The organism is Streptomyces sp. NPDC091289 (assembly GCF_044757365.1).
Classification (GTDB): domain Bacteria; phylum Actinomycetota; class Actinomycetes; order Streptomycetales; family Streptomycetaceae; genus Streptomyces.
In genome coordinates, this window is the sequence record NZ_JBIVUT010000002.1 from 400,258 (window position 1) to 418,675 (window position 18,418).

Below are 18,418 nucleotides of genomic sequence, written 5' to 3' on the forward strand. Positions count from 1 at the left end.
TGAAGCTTGATGAAGAAGATGATGGCCGGCGCTGCAGTGGCCGTGTCCCTGCTCGGTCTGTCCGCGGCCGCGGCTCCCGCGGCGATGGCGATCGGCAACGACGGTGGCACCACCACGGTCAACGGCAACGGCGCCGAGTCGGAGTTCGGCAACGCCGAGACCAAGGGCGACTGGAGCCCGCAGAACCAGCTCGTGCAGGGCACGCTGAACAAGCTCTGCATCGGCCTGCCGGCCAAGGCCAACGTCGGTTCGCTCGTCGGCCTCGTGCCGGTCGCGGTCCAGGACATCAACGTCCTGTCCAACCCGCAGAACCAGCAGTGCGCCGACAACTCCACCCAGGCCAAGGGCGACGAGCCGCTGTCGCACGTCCTGGACGACATCCCGGTCCTCTCGGGCAACGGCGTCGGCAACAACTGACGTACCGAGCGCGGGCGGTCCGGAGATCACACTCCGGGCCGCCCGTCCGCGTTTCCGTGACACGGACGCACGGGCGAGGCCCACCACTCCACGGGGGGTGGTGGGCCTCGTCGTGTGCGCGGGGGTGTGCGCGGGGCGGCGGTCGGGTGCTCAGCCCAGGGAGCGGACCGGGAGCAGGCAGTGGGCGGCGGTGCGGACGACCTCCTCGTCGGCGGCGAAGGCCCGCAACCGGTCCTCGCCGACCGGCTGTCCGGGAAGGGCGTCCGGCCACGGGCTGGTGGCGAACATCCCGTACACCTGACCCTGCGCCTGGGCGGCGGCCAGCCACTCCGCGGGGGCGGGGTACTGCGCCGTGAGGTGAGGCAGCGTCAGGACGGCGCGCCCCGCCTGGACGAGGAGCTTCGCCTGGATGCCCGGGGTCTCGGCCGCGTCCTGGATCGAGCCGCCGACATGGAGGCCCGCGCGCTCCAGCGCGGCGCGCATGGCCTCGCGGCCGACCTCCGGGCCGTCCTGCCCGTCGCCGAGCGAGTAGGCGAGGAGGAAGGCGGTGTCCTGGTCGGCGTCGGGCTGCCGGCCGCTCCAGCCGATCAGGATCTGGGTGCCCAACTGGGCTTGTGTGAACGTGCCGGTGGAGGCCTGGGGTGTGGTCATGCTCGGCACCCTAACGGCCCCGGACCGGGCGCTATGCATGCGTATCACCCGATCGAGGGAGATCTACGGGTAACTCCGGCGAACGCCCCGGCCCGGCCGTTCCCCGGACGCCTCCATCGGAGGTGCGCGGAAAAGCTGTTGACGCCGCTCCCCGGGGCCGGGCTAATGTGACCACCGTCCGCACGCCGCAGTGACGCGTGCGACACGGAAGCGCGGCACGGAAGCCGGCGGAATCAGGAGGTGAGGACATTGATGACTGTCGTTGCGATGGGCACTGCCCGCAATCGGAAGAACATCGTCCTCATCCCCGTGGCCACCGGCTGAACCACTACTCCCACTTTTCCGCGCCGAGCGCGCGTGCCGGGGCCACCCTGTGAAGGGTTTCCCTTGTCTTTCTCGTTTCTCTCCGCACCTTCTTCCTCGCACCCGCTGGCTCCGTACGGCTGGGACGAGGACTGGGCGGCGGCCTTCTCCCCGTACGCCGAGCAGGGGCTCGTCCCGGGACGGGTCGTGCGGGTGGATCGCGGTCAGTGCGACGTGATCACCGCCGACGGCCCCGTACGCGCCGACACCGCGTTCGTGGTGCCCCGTGACCCGATGCGGATCGTCTGCACCGGCGACTGGGTGGCGCTCGACGCGGACGGCGACCCGCTGTTCGTCCGTACGCTGCTGCCCCGCCGTACCGCGTTCGTCCGCTCCAGCTCCTCGGAACGCTCCGAGGGGCAGGTGCTCGCCACCAACATCGACCACATCGCCATCTGTGTCTCGCTCGCCGTCGAGCTGGACCTCGGCCGCGTCGAGCGCTTCCTCGCGCTCGCCCTGTCCAGCTCCAGCGGCGCCGCGCTGCTCGGCGACGGTCAGGACACGGGCCACCGCCCCGAACCGATCGTGCTGCTCACCAAGGCGGACCTGGTGCCCGACGCGGTCACCGTGTCCCACCTCGTCCAGGACATCGAGGCGATCGCCCCCGGCGTCCAGGTGCTGCCGGTCAGCTCCACCACGGGCGAGGGGCTCGACGTCCTCGGGGCCGTCGTCTCCGGCGGCACGAGCGTGCTGCTCGGTATCTCCGGGGCGGGCAAGTCCACCCTGGCCAACACCCTGCTCGGCATGGACGTGATGGAGGTGCGGGCCGCCCGCGACGTCGACGGCAAGGGCCGGCACACCACCACGACCCGCAACCTCCTGCTCCTGCCGCACGGGGGCGTCCTCATCGACACCCCCGGTCTCCGCGGGGTCGGCCTCTTCGACGCCGCGACCGGGGTCGGCGAGGTGTTCTCCGAGATCGAGGAGCTGGCCGGGCGGTGCCGGTTCCACGACTGCGCCCACGAGGCGGAGCCGGGGTGCGCCGTCCTCGGGGCGCTGGAGGACGGCGTCCTGCCGGAGCGGCGGCTGGAGAGCTACCGCAAGCTGATCCGCGAGAACCAGCGGATCGCCGCCAAGACCGACGCCCGGATGCGTGCCGAGATCCTGCGGGACTGGAAGCGCAAGGGCGCGGAGGGGCGCGCGGCCATGCAGGCCAAGCGCGGCCGGGTGCGGTAGCCGGGGGCGTACGGCCTCGACGTCCGAAATCCGCGAGTGCGGCGGCCCCGGCTGCCGCACACTGGACGGTGTGATGGACGAACGGACCAGGTACGAGGCGGTGAGCAGCCGCGACGCACGGTTCGACGGCGCGTTCTTCTTCGCCGTCGTGACCACCGGCATCTACTGCCGGCCGAGCTGCCCCGCCGTCACCCCCAAACGCGCCAACGTGCGCTTCTACCCCACCGCGGCGGCGGCCCAGGCGGGCGGGTTCCGGGCCTGCCGCCGCTGCCGCCCGGACGCCGTGCCCGGCTCCGCCGAGTGGAACGTCCGCGCGGACGTCGTCGGCCGGGCGATGCGGCTGATCGGCGACGGCGTCGTGGACCGCGAGGGCGTCCCCGGACTCGCCGGGCGGCTCGGCTACAGCGCCCGGCAGGTCCAGCGCCAGCTCAACGCCGAGCTGGGCGCGGGACCCGTCGCGCTCGCCCGGGCCCAGCGCTCCCACACCGCCCGGGTGCTCCTCCAGACCACCGGCCTCCCGGTCACCGAGATCGCCTTCGCCGCCGGGTTCGCCAGCGTCCGGCAGTTCAACGACACCATCCGGCAGATCTACGCCCGCACCCCCAGCGCCCTGCGCACCGAGGCCGGTACGGGGCTCGGCGGCGGACGCCGCGAGGGGATGCGGGCCGGGATCCCGCTGCGGCTCGCCCATCGGGGCCCGTACGCCACCGCCGCCCTGTTCGACCTGCTGGCCGCCGAGGCGGTCGCCCGGATCGAGGAGGTGGCGGGCCCGCCCGGCCGCCGCACCTACCGGCGCACCCTGCGACTGCCGTACGGGACCGGGCTCGTCGCGGTCGACGAGGCGTCGCCCGGCGGCCCCTGGCTGGAGGCCCGGGTCCAGCTCACCGACCTGCGCGACCTGACCACCGCCGTCCAGCGGGTGCGCCGCCTGTTCGACCTGGACGCCGACCCGTACGCCGTGGACGAGGCGCTGGCCGCCGACCCCCGGCTCGCCCCGCTGGTCGCCGCCCGCCCCGGGCTGCGCTCGCCGGGCGCGGCCGACCCGGAGGAGGCCGCGCTGCGGACCCTGGTGGGGCGCGTGGACGCCGGGGAGCTGGTCGAGCGGTACGGGAAGGCGCTGGACGTGCCGTGCGGCGGGCTCACCCATGTGTTCCCCGAGCCCGGTGTACTCGCCGGTTCCGCCGAGGATCCGGCGCTCGTGGCCCTGGCCACCGCACTCGCCGACGGCCGGCTGCGACTGGACGCCGGGGCCGACCGGGACGAGGCGGAACGGACGCTGCTGACGCTGCCCGGGATCGGCCCCCGCACCGCAGCCCTGATCCGGATGCGGGCGCTCGGCGACCCCGACGTGGACCCGTACGGAACACCGGGAGCGGAGCGGTGGCGGCCCTGGCGCTCCTACGCCGTACGCCACCTGGAAGCGACGGGGGCGGCGGTCCCCGCCCGACCCGGCCCGATCCCGCGCGGACCCGCCCGCCGAAGGGGCTCGGGTCAGGCCCAGAGCAGCGCGCCCAGCCAGGCGCCCGCCACCAGCAGGCAGCAGAACAGCTCCACCAGCACCGCGTAGCCCGTCGCCCGCATCACCGAGCGCACCGACGCCCAGCCCGCGCCGCGACTGCCCAGACGCAGCCGCTCCGCGCCGAAGATGGCCCCCACGTACCCGAGGATCCCGCCCACCACGGGCACCACGAAGAAGCCCACGATCCCCGCGACGCCGCCGATCATCAGGGTCCGGCGGGGCGCCCCCGACTCACCCGGGCGGCGCGGCGGCAGCAGCGGTTTGAGGGCCTGGTTCAGCAGCATCAGCGCGGTCGCGCCGATCAGGACGCCCCAGGCGGCCGGAGTCATGTCCGTCAGCGCCCACCACAGCACCGCCGCCCAGACGATCGCCTGCCCCGGAACGCCCGGCACCAGCACCCCGACCAGACCCAGCAGCATGACCAGGCCCACGGCGACGAGCTGCCACACACTCATCTGACCAGCCTGCCGGAGAGTGCCCCGCTCCGCCCGTCAGGGCACCCCGGCCACCCGCGGCGACCTGCGCCGATGCCGCCCGGGGCGGTATGCCTCAGGCCGATTCGGTACGGGCCACCCAGCCACGCTCGTACGCATGCCAGCCCAGCTGGAGCCGCGTCGAGACCCCGGTCAGCTCCATCAGGCCCTTGACCCGACGCTGCACGGTCCGCAGCCCCAGGTCCAGCTGCTTGGCCACACTGGCGTCCGTCAGCCCCGCCAGCAGCAGCGACAGGATCTCCAGATCGGTCGGGTCCGGCCCGATCCCGTCCTCACGCACCCCGCCGCCCTCGCCCAGCCGCAGCGGCATCGCCTCCCGCCACACCGCCTCGAAGAGGCCCATCAGCGACTCCAGCAGACCGCTGGCGTGCACGACCAGGGCGGCGGGCTCCTCGCCGCGGCCGGTCAGCGGGACCATCGCGAGGCTCCCGTCGGCGACCACCAGCTTCGTCGGCACCCGGTCCACCACCCGGCACTGCTCGTTCCGGCTCAGCGCCGCCGACAGCTCCAGGATCCCGAACGGCGTCGACAGCACCTCGCGCTCCACCACCGCCCGGTAACTCACCCCGCGCGAGGTGGCCCGCTCCTCCGACTCGTTCTCCATCCCGGTCACCGCGATCGGCTTCCCCGTCACCAGGGCGCACACCTCGGACACCGCCCCCAGCTGCAACTGGTGGAAGCGCTGCGCGACGGCGCTCGCGCCCGTCACCACCTCCACCAGATCGTGCACCGCCGGTTCGCTCGCCTCGGCCCGGTACTCCTCGGCGAGCAGCGCGGACGCCAGCTCCGCCTGCTCCAGCTCGTGCCGCTGCTGGATCAGCAGCGCGCCCAGCGCCACCCCGGGCGGCGCCGCCACCCAGCGGCCCGGCCGGGCCGAGGACTGGGCGGCCAGCCCCTGCTGCTCCAGCCGGCGCAGCACGCGTTCGGCGTCCGCGTCGGACAGTGCCAGCCGGTGCGCGAGATCGGTGAGCTCCGCTGCTCCCGCCGCGACGAGCGCGCGGTACACGGTCTCCTGTCTCTCGTCGAGACCTATCGCCCCCAGCATTCTCCGACCTCCCCGGATGTGGTGATCGCGCATCACGGCGCCCCTGCGGCGGGTCCCGGGTGGCGGGAAAGGGCCACGGCGTAAACCCGCCGCCCACATCATCCCCTGTACCCCTGGCCCCTCTGCCACTGTGGCGCCACCGCAGCACCAACAACCTCCGGGATGCGGCCTCTTGGGCTGCTTCGTTCCGGATTGACCTGGGGAGAGCGATGCGCCCGATATCGCGTACGGCACTCGGAGCGGCGACCGCCGCCGTGCTTGCCGTCACCGTCGTCGCGCCGTCGGTGGCCGCGCCACCGGACGAGCGGGACGCGAACAGACCGATCACCGGAAGCGCGGCCACCGCCGCCACGGCCGCGAAGCCCGTCACGCTGACGCTCGTCACCGGCGACACGGTTCTGGTGACCACGGACGCCTCGGGCGCGTCCGCCGCCACCGCGCTGCCCCGCGAGGACGGCACCGTCCCGCTCGTCCAGACCCGGCAGTCCGGCGCGGACCTGTACGTCTACCCGGAGTCCGCCGTCCCCGCGCTCGCCGCGGGCACCGTGGACGAGGAGCTGTTCAACGTCACCGGGCTGATCCGCCAGGGCTACGACGACAGCCGCACCGACTCCGTCCCGCTGATCGCCACCTACACCGGCGACACCGCCCGCCGTGCCCCGGCCACCCCGCGCGGGGCCGAGCGCGGAGCGGCCCTCGACGTCATCGGCGGACTCGCGCTGAAGGCCGACAAGAAGAAGGCCGCCGACTTCTGGGCCGACCTCACCGCCCCCCGCTCCCGGTCGGGCTCCGGCCTCGAGAAGCTCTGGCTCGACCGCAAGGTTCAGGCCAGTCTCGACAAGTCGACGAAACAGGTCGGCGCGGACCTCGCCTGGGCCGCCGGCTACGACGGCACCGGCACCAAGGTCGCCGTCCTGGACACCGGGGCGGACGCCGAACACCCCGACCTCCAGGGCCGGATCACCGCATCCGAGAACTTCACCGACTCCGACACCACCGACGACCGCCAGGGCCACGGCACCCATGTCGCGTCCACCGTCGGTGGCTCCGGCGCGGCGAGCGACGGCAAGAACAAGGGCGTGGCGCCCGGCGCCGACCTGATGGTCGGCAAGGTCCTCAACGACAGTGGCTCCGGCGCCGCGTCCTGGATCATCGCGGGCATGGAGTGGGCCGTCGAGAACAAGGCCGACGTCGTCTCCATGAGCCTCGGCAGCGCGGAACCGACCGACTGCACCGACCCGATGAGCCTGGCCGCCACCGAACTCGGCAAGAACAAGGACACGTTGTTCGTGGTCGCCGCCGGAAACCTCGGCCCGTCCCTCAACACCGTCTCCTCGCCCGGCTGCGCCCCCGGTGTGCTGACCGTGGGCGCGGTGGACCGCGACGACTCCACCGCGAACTTCTCCAGCCGCGGTCCCGCGATCGTCTCGCACACCCTCAAGCCCGAGATCGCCGCGCCCGGCGTCGCCATCTCCGCCGCGGCGGCGGGCGGCCGGGGCTCACAGGCGTACCGCTCCCTGTCCGGTACGTCGATGGCGACCCCGCATGTCGCGGGCGCGGCGGCCGTGGTGAAGCAGCGTCACCCCGAATGGACCGCCCAGCAGATCAAGGCGGCCCTCGTCTCCTCGGCCCGGAGCGCCGTCCCCGGCGACGTACGCGAGACCGGAGGCGGCCGTCTCGACGTCGACCGCGCGATCCGTACGCCCGTACTCGGGGCACCGGCCGTGCAGGGCGGCACCTTCAACTGGCCGCAGGACAAGAGCGACCGCACCACCGTCGCCGTCCCGTACACCAACACCAGCGGCAAGCCGGTCAAACTCTCGCTGAAGGTCGCGGCCGTCACCGGCAACGACGGCTCCACGGTCCGCTCCAAGATCGCCACCCTCGACCGGAAGTCCGTCACCGTGCCGGCCGGGGAGACCGTCGAGGTCCCCCTCGCCCTCGACCCCGACGCCCGGCTGACCGCCGCCCAGTACGGCGACGTCACCGGCCGCGTCCTCGCCACGGCCCCCGGGGGCGTGCAGGTCTCCACCCCGTTCTCCCTGTACGTCGCGCCGGAGACCATCACCCTGCGCGTCAAGCTCGTCGACCGCACCGGCAGGCCCGCCGACGGCGTCTCCTCGGTCGACCTCATCGGCACCGACACCGCATCCGGCGAACGCCGCTTCAACGAGGGCGCCACCGACCAGACCTACCAGGTCCGGCCCGGCGCGTACTTCGTCTCCAGCTTCATCGCCTCGCCCGACACCACCGATGCGACCGGTCAACTCGTGGGCTCCATCGGCTATCTGGCGCGCCCTCAGCTGAACGTCACCAAGGACACCACCCTCGTCCTCGACGCCCGCAAGGCCCACCGCCTGAAGGTGCGGACCGAGGACAGGGCCGCCGAGACACGCGGCGCGACCCTCGCGTTCGGGCGCTCCTGGGACGACACCTGGCTGCACTCCGGGACCATCTCCGGCACCGGGCTGATCAAGGACTACCTGGTCGACGTCCAGGGCAAGGCGCGTGACGGGGACTTCGAGTTCGCCTCCCTCTGGCGCGCCTACGCCCCGCAGATCCAGAAGTTCTCCCTGACCGGCGGAGCGGCCCTGCACCCCCGGCCCGCCACCACGGGCTCGGTCAACCTGGACGGCACCGGCCGCGCCGAGGTCGTCGACGCCGGTGCGGGCAGCGCCGCCGAACTCGAGGCCGCCGGAGCGAAGGGCAGGATCGCCCTGGTGAAGGTCGGCGACGACTCCTCGGCCGTCCTCACCCAGGCGCGGGCCGCGCAGGCCGCCGGAGCGACGGCGCTCCTGGTGCACCGCCCCTCGGCCGGCGACTGGCAGCCGAGCGTCGGCTACGGCGCCGCGCCCCTGCCGGTCCTCGGTCTGCGCGCCGACGAGGCCGCGGTGTTGCGGACGGCCCTGGGCAAGGGCGCGGCGGAGGTCACCTGGACCGCCACGGCCGTCAGCCCGTTCGTCTACAACCTGTCGTTCCCGGAGAAGGGACAGATCACCTCGGACCGCACCTACCGGGTCCGTGACAAGAAGCTCGGCGCAGTCGTCTCCACCCATGAATCCATGGGCGTGGCCGCCGACTTCGTCGACACGCTCCTGGTCTCCCGCCCCTACGGAGCGACCTTCGGCGCGTCCTCGCTCGCCGTGGTCGCCGCCCCCGGAAAGCGCACCGAGTACTACACGGCGGGGGACACCGTCTGGCAGAAGATGCTCTCCTCCAGCTTCCCCTGGGGCGAGCTGATGACGGGCAACGCCCGTACGTACACAGCAGGTAGGACCACGACGGAGGAGTGGTACCGGGGCCTGCTGGTCCCCGGCGCCCCGCGCGACGCCAAGGGTGCGGAACTGCTCGCCGGTGAGCGCCAGGACAATGTGATCGGCGTCGCTCCGGCGTTCCTGACCGACTCCGAACACGTCGGCGAGCAGGGCTCGTTCGGTGACATCGGCAATACGCGGCTCACGCGTGAGGGTGAACTCGTCGGCGAGAGCGGCTATCCGTTCGGCGCCTTCGACGTGCCCGCCGAGGACGCGGCGTACGAACTCACCCTGATGACCACGAAGATCGGCTCGCCCGCCGAGGTCTGGAAGCGGTCCACGCAGACGGAGACCACCTGGAAGTTCCGTTCCGAGCGGAAGCCGGACGTGGAGTCGCAGGGCCTCCCGCTGCTCTTCCCGCGCTACGACGTGCCGTCGGACGGCATGAAGACCGTGCCCGCGAAGAACGGCCAGAAGATCGGGCTCGGCGCGACCGGGCACGCCGGCTACACCCCCGGCAGGCTCACGGGCGCGAAGGTCTCCTTCAGTTACGACGCCGGCGAGACCTGGCACCCGGCCACCACCGCACAGCAGGGCGGCCGCTGGACCGCGACCGTCGACCATGCGGACGCGAGCGGGAAGTCCGTCACCCTGCGGACGGAACTGAGCGACGCGAACGGCAACTCCGTCGTCCAGACGGTCAACGACGCGTACGCCGTGCGCTGAAGCGGCCGGCCCATCCGGCCGCTGAACCGTTGATCGGCCGATCAGACGAACGGCTGAAACGCCGACATGCCGATCACTCCGACCGGTCCGCCGGGCGTCCTTCCCGTGGGGGGTGGGCCGCCCGGCGGACCCTGTTTACGGGCCACTTTTTCCTGATGCCCCGTTTTCGGGCCGCCTCCGCGGTGGACAATAAGGGCATGAGTCAGCAGGGGGAGAAGCCCGCCGCCCACGAGGACGACTGGTGGCGCAAGCTGTACGACGAGACCGCGCCGGACACCGGCCCCAGCAGGGCGGCCGACAGCCTCGACGACCGCTTCGACTCCGTGTCGAACACGGTGGGCAGACCGGTGGACGACCACCGGGACACCGTGCGCGAGACCGTCCGGGACCCGTACGCGGAGGCGTACGAGGACCCGTTCGCGGACCGGTACGAGGAAGCGGACGCGGACCATTTCGAGGCCCCGTACGCGACGGATGCGTATCGGCCGCCGGGGCCGAGCGGATCCGTGGTGACACAGCGGAACCCGGACCGGGTCCCGGATCCGGATCCGGATCCGGGACCGATCCCGGACGCGACCCGGGTCCCGATCCCGGACGCGGACCTGGGCCCGGTTGCGGCACCGGCAGGGGACCCGGCGGTGATCCGGGGCCCGGGAACGGCCTCGGGAGCGGACCCGGCGCCGGCGGCGGCAGGGGACCCGGCAGCGGACCGGGACCTGGACCTGCGCCCGGCCCCGGGGCCGGATCCGGCTCCCGACCCGGCCCCGGCAGCGGCCCCGGACCCGTACCGGGCACCGGACCCGTACCGGGCACCGGACCCGTACCGGGCACCGGACCCGTACCGGGCACCGGCCCCGGACCGGGCACCGGACCCGGACCGGGCACCGGACCCGGACCGGGCACCGGACCCGGACCCGTACTGGGCAGCGGCCCCGGACCCGGCAAGGGTTTCCGACCCGGCCCCGGCAGCGGCAGCGGCCTCTGATCCGGTCTCGGGAGCCACACCGGACCCGGACCCGGACCCGGACCCGTACTGGGCAGCGGCCCCGGACCCGGCAAGGGTCTCCGGCCCGGCCTCGGCAGCGGCCCCGGATCCGGCAGTGGGTTCGGGTCCGGTGGCGGCTCCGGACCCGGGGCCGGTCCGTGCGAGAGAGCCGGACCCGGCAGTGCACCCGGCCCCGGTCCCGGCAGCGGCCCCGGAGCTCATGCCCGACCCGCGGTCGGCCTGGGACCCGTACGTGAAGCGCGACCCGCAGCCGGATCCTGCGCGGGCTGCTTCTGCTGTACCGGCGCCTGGGGCTGGGGCTGGGTCTGCCGTCGGTCCCGACCGGGCTGTCGGTCCCGAGTCCGCCGCCCCGCCCGACCCTCCCGCCCCGACTGTCCCGCGCACCACCCCCGTACCGCCGTCGCCGCCCGCCGCGCTCCGCACCACCGTCTTTCCCGCCCCCTGGGAGGCGCCCGCCGGGCAGCCGGGGCCCCGGACGTTCGCCGCGCCGCGCGCACCGGAACCGCCCGAGCCCGAGCCCGACCTCGCGCCCGATCCCAGCGCCCTGCACCCGCTTCCGCCGGATCTCGCCGACGGCCGGCCCGCCGTCGGGCATCTCGGGGACCGGCCGCCCACCTACGACGCCGAGCCCGCCGCCCTGCCCTCCGCCACCTCGGAGAACCTGGACGGCCTCGTCCCCGACACCGTCCTGGACGGCGCGCGGTACGGGACGTACACCCTGCGCTCCGTCTCCGTACGCGGTGACTCCGCCCGCTTCCGGGGCGAGCCCCGGCGCGACGGGCTGCTCACCGCCCGCTTCGGGGCCGCCGAGAGCGCCCTCGTCCTCGTCGCCGTGGCCGGCGGCCGGCGGGCCGGTGAGGCGGCGCACCTCGCCGCGGCCGACGCCTGCCGCTGGATCGGCGGGGCCGTCGCCCGCAGCCATGTCCGGCTCTCCGAGGACATAAGAGCGGGCCGCCGGGGCGACCTGAAGTCCGGGCTGCACCGGCTCACCGACCGTACGTACGGCAAGCTGCGCGCCCGCGCCGCCGAACTCGGCGTCGAACCGGACGCGTACACCGCGAGCCTCCGCTGCCTTCTGCTCTCCGCCGACCCCGACTGCCGCACCCGGGTCTTCTTCGGCGTCGGCAGCGGCGGCCTCTTCAGGCTCCGCGACGGGCTCTGGCAGGACCTGGAGCCCTACATTCCGGAGAGCGGTGGCCCGCAGTCGGGCGAGGAGCAGGAGGAGGGCCCGGACGGGGACCGGCTGACCATGGATCTCCAGATCACCGCGCCGCCGTCCCCGCACATCGAGGGGCCCGTACAGCCGCCCGCCGAACCCTTCCGCTTCCGGGCCTCCGTGGCGCGCCCCGGGGACACGCTGATGCTGTGCAGCAACGGTCTCGCCGAGCCGATGCGCGGCGAGCCGGCGCTCCCCGGCGAGCTCGCCGAGCGCTGGGGGAGTGCCGGACCGCCCGGTCTGCCCGCCTTCCTCGCCGACACCCAGCTCCGGATCAAGGGGTACGCGGACGACCGCACCTGCGCCGCCGTCTGGGAGGCGTAACCGCGCACGCCGTGGGTTGATGGATTCCGGAGCCCGGCGGACCGTGTTTCGCCGCTCCGGTCTCCGGACATCCGACGTGCACGGAGCACGGGCAAGGAAGGGCGCGCACCCATGGCCAAGCAGAACGTGGCGGAGCAGTTCGTCGACATCCTCGCCAGGGCGGGCGTCAAACGTCTGTACGGCGTCGTCGGCGACAGCCTGAACCCCGTCGTGGACGCCATCCGGCGTAACTCGGCCATCGACTGGATCCACGTCCGCCACGAGGAGACCGCCGCGTTCGCGGCCGGGGCCGAAGCGCAGGTCACCGGCTCGCTCGCGGCCTGCGCCGGCTCCTGCGGGCCGGGCAATCTGCACCTGATCAACGGTCTGTACGACGCGCACCGTTCCATGGCCCCGGTGCTGGCCCTCGCCTCGCACATCCCCTCCAGCGAGATCGGCCTCGGCTACTTCCAGGAGACCCATCCGGAGCTGCTGTTCCAGGAGTGCAGCCACTACAACGAGATGATCTCCAACCCGGAGCAGATGCCGAGGCTGCTCCAGACGGCGATCCAGCACGCCATCGGGCGTGGCGGCGTCAGCGTCGTCACCATGCCGGGCGACATCGCCTCCAAGCCCGCCCCCGAGAAGTCCATCGAGCACGCCCTCGTCACCACGCGGCCGACCGTACGGCCCGGCGACGACGAGATCGACAAGCTCTGCCGCATGGTGGACGAGGCCAAACGGGTGACACTGTTCTGCGGCAGCGGTACGGCCGGGGCGCACGCCGAGGTCATGGAGTTCGCCGAGAAGGTCAAGTCCCCGGTCGGGCACGCGCTGCGCGGCAAGGAGTGGATCCAGTACGACAATCCGTACGACGTCGGGATGAGCGGGCTGCTCGGCTATGGGGCCGCGTACGAGGCGACCCACGAGTGCGACCTCCTCATCCTGCTCGGCACGGACTTCCCGTACAACGCCTTCCTCCCGGACGATGTGAAGATCGTCCAGGTCGATGTGCGCCCCGAGCACCTCGGCCGCCGCTCCAAGCTCGACCTCGCGGTCTGGGGCGATGTGCGCGAGACCCTGCGCTGTCTGACGCCCCGGGTGAAGCCGAAGTCGGACCGTAAGTTCCTCGACCGGATGCTGAAGAAGCACGCCAACGCCCTGGAGGGTGTGGTCAAGGCTTACACCCGCAAGGTCGAGAAGCACGTTCCGATCCACCCCGAGTACGTGGCCTCCGTGCTGGACGAGATGGCCGACGAGGACGCCGTGTTCACCGTCGACACCGGCATGAACAACGTCTGGGCCGCGCGCTATCTGACGCCCAACGGCAAGCGGCGGGTGATCGGTTCGTTCAGTCACGGCTCGATGGCCAACGCCCTGCCGCAGGCGATCGGCGCCCAGTTCACCGACCTGGGCCGGCAGGTCGTCGCGATGTCCGGTGACGGTGGATTCTCCATGCTGATGGGCGACTTCCTCACGCTGGTCCAGTACGACCTGCCGGTGAAGGTGGTGCTGTTCAACAACTCCTCGCTGGGGATGGTGGAGTTGGAGATGCTGGTGGCCGGGCTGCCGTCGTACGGGACGACCAACGCGAACACCGACTACGCCGCCATCGCCCGCGCGGCCGGCGCCTACGGCGTACGGGTGGAGAAGCCCAAGCAGTTGCAGTCCGCGCTCAAGGACGCGTTCAAGCACAAGGGCCCCGCGCTCGTCGACGTCGTCACCGACCCGAACGCGCTCTCCATCCCGCCGAAGATCAGCGCCGACATGGTCACCGGGTTCGCACTCTCCGCCAGCAAGATCGTGCTGGACGGTGGAGTGGGCCGGATGCTGCAGATGGCCCGCTCCAACCTCCGTAACGTGCCGCGTCCGTAGGGCTTTTCAGGCCGGGGTCAGGCGCACCGTCAGGATCTGGAACGGCCGCAGATCGAGGACCAGCCCCTCCTCGTCGGTCTCCGCCGGGTGCAGCGGCCGCTCCAGCAGATCGGTGATCCGGGCCTCGGCGACCGGGAAGGACACCGTCAGCCGGGTCCGCGCCCGGCCGCCCGCCGACTCGTAGAGCCGTACGATCACCTCCCCGCTCCGGTCCTCGGCGAGCTTCACCGACTCGACCGTCACCGCCGGATGCCCCGTCGACACCAGCGCGGGCACGACCGGGGCCACCGCCGCCCGCAGCGGGAGGTTCAGCGCCAGGCCCTCCCGTACGGCGTCCGTCACCTCCGCGCCGGGCGCGAGCGCGTAGCGGAAGCGGTGCACGCCCAGGTCGGTGTGCGGGTCCGGGCTGTGCGGGGCGCGCAGCAGCGTGAGCCGGACCGTGGTGCCGAGCCCGTCCGGGTGCGGGGTGCGGGTCACCTCGTGGCCGTACGTCGAGTCGTTGAGCAGCGCGACCCCGTAGCCCGGTTCGGCGACCCGCAGCCAGCGGTGGGCGCAGATCTCGAAACGGGCCGCGTCCCAGGACGTGTTGTCGTGGGTCGCCCGGTGGACATGGCCGAACTGGATCTCGGCGGTGGACCGTTCGGCGTGCACGTCGAGCGGGAACGCCGCCTTGAGTACCTTCTCCGACTCCTGCCAGTCCACCTCGGTGTCGATGTCGAGCTGCCGGGCCCCCGCCGCGAGCCGCAGCTCCTGCACCACGGTCGACTTCCCGAAGGAGCGCACCACCCGCACGGCCGCCCGCAGGGGTCCCTCCTCCACCAGGGACACGGAGTCGGCGGCGGTGAGATCGGTGCGGGTGCGCCGGTAGTGCCGGTCGATGTCCCAGGCGTCCCAGTGGTTGGGGTGGTCCGGGTGCAGCTGGAGGAGATTGGCCCGGGCACCGGGAACCAGCACCTCGCGCCCGGCGACCAGATCGTGGACCGAGGAGACCAGCCCGTCCCCGTCCACCACGACCCGCAGCAGCCCGTTGTCCAGGACGATGTCGCCGCCCGGCTCCGAGGCTTCCGCCGTCACCGGGTGCTCCGGGACCGCCGCACCGTCCAGCAGGCCCGCCCCGAGCCCCGGACTCCGCGCCACCACCGCCGCCCGGCCCTCGCCCAGCTCCTGGACCCGCGCACCGGACGGCAGCACCCCGGCCGCCTCCGCGTCCAGCTCGATCACCTGAACACGGTCGTACGGGGAGGAGTTGAGCGCCACCATGCCCTCGGCCGCGCCCAGCGAGGTCACCGCCTCGGCCACCACCTCCGCCAGCTCGGCGCGCACCTCCTCATAGGTGTCCCGGGCCTCGCGGTGCACCCAGGCGATCGACGAGCCGGGCAGGATGTCGTGGAACTGGTGCAGCAGCACCGTCTTCCACACCCGGTCCAGACGCTCGTACGGATAGCGGTAGGACGAGGGCGAGCGCAGAGCGGCCGCCGTCGCCCACAGCTCGGCCTCGCGCAGCAGATGTTCGCTGCGGCGGTTGCCCTGCTTGGTCTTCGCCTGCGTGGTGTACGTCGCCCGGTGCAGCTCCAGATACAGCTCGCCCGACCAGACCGGCGCCTGCTCCCCGTACTCCTCCTCGGCCGCCGCGAAGAACGCCGAGGGCTTCTCGACCGTCACGCGCGGCGAGCCCTCCAGGTCCCGCAGCCGGCGGGCCCGCTCCAGCATCTCGCGGGTCGGGCCGCCCCCGCCGTCGCCCCAGCCGAACGGCACCAGCGAGTGGGTGGCCCGGCCCTTGTCGGCGAAGTTCTTCTCCGCGTGCGCCAGTTCGCGGGCGTGGAGCTGGGCGTTGTAGGTGTCGACCGGCGGGAAGTGGGTGAAGACCCGGGTGCCGTCGATGCCCTCCCACCAGAAGGTGTGGTGCGGCATCTTGTTGTGCTGGTTCCACGACAGCTTCTGGGTGAGGAACCACCGGACCCCGGCCAGCTTCGCCAGTTGGGGGAAGGCCGCGGTGTAACCGAAGGAGTCCGGCAGCCAGATCTCCTCCGTGTCCACGCCCAGCTCCTCGGCGAAGAACCGCTTTCCGTGGACCAGCTGGCGGGCCAGCGCCTCGCCGCCCGGCATGTTGGCGTCCGACTCCACCCACATCGAGCCGACCGGGGACCACTGCCCCGCCGCCACCGCCTCCCTGATCCGCTCCCAGATGTGCGGCTGGTACTCCTTCACCCACGCGTACTGCTGGGCCTGCGAGCAGGCGAAGACCAGCTCCGGGTAGTCCTGCGCGAGGGCGGTGACATTGGCGAACGTACGGGAGGCCTTGCGGACGGTCTCGCGCAGCGGCCACAGCCAGGCCGAGTCGATGTGCGCGTGCCCGGCCGCCGAGATCCGGTGCGCGCTCGCCGAGGCGGGCCGCGCCAGCACCCCGGCCAGCGCCGCCCGGCCGGCCGTCGCGGTGCCGGAGACGTCGTGCAGGTCCAGCGCGTCGAGCATGGACTCCAGCGCCCGCAGGATCTCGTGCCGCCGCGAGCGGTCGGCGGGCAGCTCGTGCATCAGCTCGGACAGCACCTCGATGTCCAGGACGAGATGCCAGACCTCCTCGTCGAGGACCGCGAGATCGGCGGAGGCGAAGCGGTACAGCGGACGGTCGCCGGCGGTCAGCACATCGCCGAGCGGGGTCGGCGCGAAGCCGTGCTCCAGGACCGCCGGATTGGCCGCCGCCTCAAGGAGCAGATCGACCGGCTCCCCGCCCGCCGCCGGGTGTGCGAGCGTGAGGTGCCGGTTGCGGGGATGAACACCCTTGAGAGGGACGCCCAGATGGTCGTACAGCAGGCCTTCCGCCTGGAACCCCGGACCCTGGCCGGTGAACCCCGGGTCGACGACCACTTCCACCCGGCGTCCCGACCACTGACCGGGCACCGCGCCCCGGATCCGGAACCAGCTGGTGGACCAGGGCTTCCCCCACTCCGTACCGGCCGTGAACGGCTCGAAGTCCGCCCCGAGGGCCTCGGCCACCGGCACCGGCTCGCCCGGAACGTGCCAGACGGACAGGGCGAGCGGGGCGCGGTCGGCGTACTGGGCCGGGCGGATGAACTGGTGGAGGGCCCTCTCCAGGCGGCCCTCCACCAGGGTGCGGTCGTCGTGCATCACAGCTCCTCGGGAAGGTGTGGGGTCCTGGCGCGGCGGCTCAGGTTCCCTTCCCCCGGAGCGGGCGGGAACACCCCTCGGAAGCGGGGTCAGCAGTCGTGGTCGACCAGGTCGAAGGAGGCGTAGTGGTCGGCGGTGTAGTAGTCCTCCTCCACCTGCTCACCGGTGACGATGCGGCGGGCGCCACGGTTCGGGGAGCCCGGCGTGATGACCGTGTACTCGTGGTAGTAGCCGGTCGACCGATCCGGCAGGAGGCCTTCGCGGTTCTGGAAGACGGTGCCGTCCTGCTCGTACGGGTACGGACCGCCCTGGTCGATCAGATCCAGGGTGTCGTGGGCCTGGGACGGCAGGGCGGAGTAGCAGATGCTGCCGACCGCGGCCGCCCGGAACGCGGTCGCGGAGTGGGCGGTGGGGGCGGCGGCCGGGGGTGCGGCCTGGGCCGTGACCGTGCCGGAGGCGAGGAGTGCGGACAGGAGGGCGGCTGTGCCGCCGAGCCGGATGACGCGTGGGGGGATGCGCATGCCATCATGATGACGCGCGTAGAAGACGGGTCGTCAACGCCAAGTAAGCGGTATTCGCGGGAAGTTAACCGCAGCTGCGCCTATGTGGTGATGGCGTGCGCGGGTGGGATGTTCCGTGCGCCCCTCACCGCTCCCGACCGTTCACTTATTGATGAGTCGACAAGCGTGACCGTGTGCGTACAGGGGCATGCATCCCGTGAGGCTGTTCGACGGACAGCTTGACCGGAGGAGGTCGGATCACTGTGCGGGCGGGGGAAATGGCGAAGCGTCAGAAGAGGACCGCGACCGTCGAGGGGCGCGGCCCCCGGGGCCGGAGACCGGGCGAGGCACCGCTGCCGGCCCGGATGCGCCGAAGGGTGGGCCACACCGAACGATCGGCGGTGGGAGAAGTGCGGCGGGAGCTGCGGGAGTTCCTCCGACATCGCTCCGGCCAGGAGCAGACCGAGGCGGCGGAGCTGCTGGTGAGCGAACTGGTGACCAACGCCCTCATCCACACCCGGCACGGAGCCGTGGTCACCGCCACGGCGACACCCGCCCGACTGCGGGTGGAGGTCCAGGACTTCGCGTCGGAGGACCTGCCCGCGCCGTACGTACCGAACGCCGACGACGGTACGCACGGCAGGGGCCTGATCCTGGTCCGGAGCCTGGCCGACGCCTGGGGCGTGGAGGCGCAGGCCCTGGGCAAGGTCGTCTGGTTCGAGCTGCACGGCGGAAGGCCCTGAGGGG

At 72.8% G+C, this 18,418-nt stretch carries 12 protein-coding genes; 7 read left to right on the top strand and 5 right to left on the bottom strand.

Going from position 1 to position 18,418, the window contains the following annotated elements; all coding sequences use genetic code 11:
- The first annotated feature begins 9 nt into the window (after positions 1-9).
- On the top strand, positions 10-417 hold the full coding sequence (locus ACIQPT_RS03860) for a rodlin (protein WP_401152408.1): 408 nt from the start codon (positions 10-12) through the stop codon (positions 415-417).
- Positions 418-567: 150 nt separating this feature from the next.
- On the opposite strand, the gene ACIQPT_RS03865 is transcribed toward ACIQPT_RS03860, so the two are convergent.
- Entirely contained in the window at positions 568-1,068 is a 501-nt protein-coding gene (locus tag ACIQPT_RS03865) for a DUF5949 family protein (protein ID WP_401152411.1), read from the bottom strand.
- Between the two features lie 387 nt (positions 1,069-1,455).
- Between ACIQPT_RS03865 and rsgA the strand changes: the two genes are divergently transcribed.
- Positions 1,456-2,607, top strand: coding sequence for a ribosome small subunit-dependent GTPase A (gene rsgA, locus ACIQPT_RS03870; RefSeq protein WP_401152413.1), 1,152 nt, complete (start codon positions 1,456-1,458; stop codon positions 2,605-2,607).
- A gap of 73 nt (positions 2,608-2,680) precedes the next feature.
- On the top strand, positions 2,681-4,174 hold the full coding sequence (locus tag ACIQPT_RS03875) for a DNA-3-methyladenine glycosylase 2 family protein (protein WP_401152560.1): 1,494 nt from the start codon (positions 2,681-2,683) through the stop codon (positions 4,172-4,174).
- Here ACIQPT_RS03875 and ACIQPT_RS03880 read toward each other — a convergent pair.
- Together ACIQPT_RS03880 and ACIQPT_RS03885 are read right to left on the bottom strand one after the other, a co-directional pair.
- The gene (locus tag ACIQPT_RS03880) at positions 4,099-4,581 is read right to left on the bottom strand and encodes a DUF456 domain-containing protein (RefSeq protein WP_401152416.1); all 483 of its coding nucleotides are present in this window, start codon (positions 4,579-4,581) and stop codon (positions 4,099-4,101) included. The two genes, ACIQPT_RS03875 and ACIQPT_RS03880, sit on opposite strands and share 76 nt — an antisense overlap.
- Positions 4,582-4,675: 94 nt before the next feature.
- On the bottom strand, positions 4,676-5,665 hold the full coding sequence (locus ACIQPT_RS03885; RefSeq protein WP_401152418.1) for a helix-turn-helix domain-containing protein: 990 nt from the start codon (positions 5,663-5,665) through the stop codon (positions 4,676-4,678).
- Between the two features lie 209 nt (positions 5,666-5,874).
- Between ACIQPT_RS03885 and ACIQPT_RS03890 the strand changes: the two genes are divergently transcribed.
- The 3 genes from ACIQPT_RS03890 to ACIQPT_RS03900 all read left to right on the top strand — a co-directional run bounded on the left by ACIQPT_RS03890 (position 5,875) and on the right by ACIQPT_RS03900 (position 14,045).
- Positions 5,875-9,645 carry a S8 family peptidase gene (locus ACIQPT_RS03890; RefSeq protein ID WP_401152420.1) on the top strand — a complete coding sequence of 1,257 codons (3,771 nt, stop codon included), beginning with the start codon at positions 5,875-5,877 and terminating at the stop codon, positions 9,643-9,645.
- Positions 9,646-9,842: 197 nt separating this feature from the next.
- Positions 9,843-12,191: a protein phosphatase 2C domain-containing protein gene (locus tag ACIQPT_RS03895; RefSeq protein WP_401152423.1), complete on the top strand. Its 2,349-nt coding sequence runs from the start codon at positions 9,843-9,845 to the stop codon at positions 12,189-12,191.
- A gap of 111 nt (positions 12,192-12,302) precedes the next feature.
- The gene (locus ACIQPT_RS03900; RefSeq protein WP_401152425.1) at positions 12,303-14,045 is read left to right on the top strand and encodes a pyruvate dehydrogenase; all 1,743 of its coding nucleotides are present in this window, start codon (positions 12,303-12,305) and stop codon (positions 14,043-14,045) included.
- Positions 14,046-14,051: 6 nt separating this feature from the next.
- On the opposite strand, the gene ACIQPT_RS03905 is transcribed toward ACIQPT_RS03900, so the two are convergent.
- Positions 14,052-17,171, bottom strand: a complete 3,120-nt coding sequence (locus tag ACIQPT_RS03905; RefSeq protein ID WP_401152427.1) for an alpha-mannosidase — start codon at positions 17,169-17,171, stop codon at positions 14,052-14,054.
- A gap of 89 nt (positions 17,172-17,260) precedes the next feature.
- Complete coding sequence (locus tag ACIQPT_RS03910; RefSeq protein WP_401152430.1) at positions 17,261-17,692, bottom strand: ribonuclease domain-containing protein; 432 nt, start codon at positions 17,690-17,692, stop codon at positions 17,261-17,263.
- A gap of 356 nt (positions 17,693-18,048) precedes the next feature.
- Between ACIQPT_RS03910 and ACIQPT_RS03915 the strand changes: the two genes are divergently transcribed.
- Positions 18,049-18,414: an ATP-binding protein gene (locus ACIQPT_RS03915; protein WP_401152561.1), complete on the top strand. Its 366-nt coding sequence runs from the start codon at positions 18,049-18,051 to the stop codon at positions 18,412-18,414.
- The last annotated feature ends 4 nt before the right edge of the window (positions 18,415-18,418 follow it).

Excerpts from the sequence above, each read along its gene's own strand:
- ACIQPT_RS03895 (WP_401152423.1), top strand. The coding sequence starts at position 9,843 with ATGAGTCAGCAGGGGGAGAAGCCCGCCGCCCACGAGGACGACTGGTGG.
- ACIQPT_RS03900 (WP_401152425.1), top strand. The coding sequence starts at position 12,303 with ATGGCCAAGCAGAACGTGGCGGAGCAGTTCGTCGACATCCTCGCCAGG.
- ACIQPT_RS03875 (WP_401152560.1), top strand. The coding sequence starts at position 2,681 with ATGGACGAACGGACCAGGTACGAGGCGGTGAGCAGCCGCGACGCACGG.
- ACIQPT_RS03860 (WP_401152408.1), top strand. The coding sequence starts at position 10 with ATGAAGAAGATGATGGCCGGCGCTGCAGTGGCCGTGTCCCTGCTCGGT.
- ACIQPT_RS03890 (WP_401152420.1), top strand. The coding sequence starts at position 5,875 with ATGCGCCCGATATCGCGTACGGCACTCGGAGCGGCGACCGCCGCCGTG.
- ACIQPT_RS03865 (WP_401152411.1), bottom strand. The coding sequence starts at position 1,068 with ATGACCACACCCCAGGCCTCCACCGGCACGTTCACACAAGCCCAGTTG.
- ACIQPT_RS03885 (WP_401152418.1), bottom strand. The coding sequence starts at position 5,665 with ATGCTGGGGGCGATAGGTCTCGACGAGAGACAGGAGACCGTGTACCGC.
- ACIQPT_RS03910 (WP_401152430.1), bottom strand. The coding sequence starts at position 17,692 with ATGCGCATCCCCCCACGCGTCATCCGGCTCGGCGGCACAGCCGCCCTC.
- ACIQPT_RS03880 (WP_401152416.1), bottom strand. The coding sequence starts at position 4,581 with ATGAGTGTGTGGCAGCTCGTCGCCGTGGGCCTGGTCATGCTGCTGGGT.
- ACIQPT_RS03905 (WP_401152427.1), bottom strand. The coding sequence starts at position 17,171 with ATGCACGACGACCGCACCCTGGTGGAGGGCCGCCTGGAGAGGGCCCTC.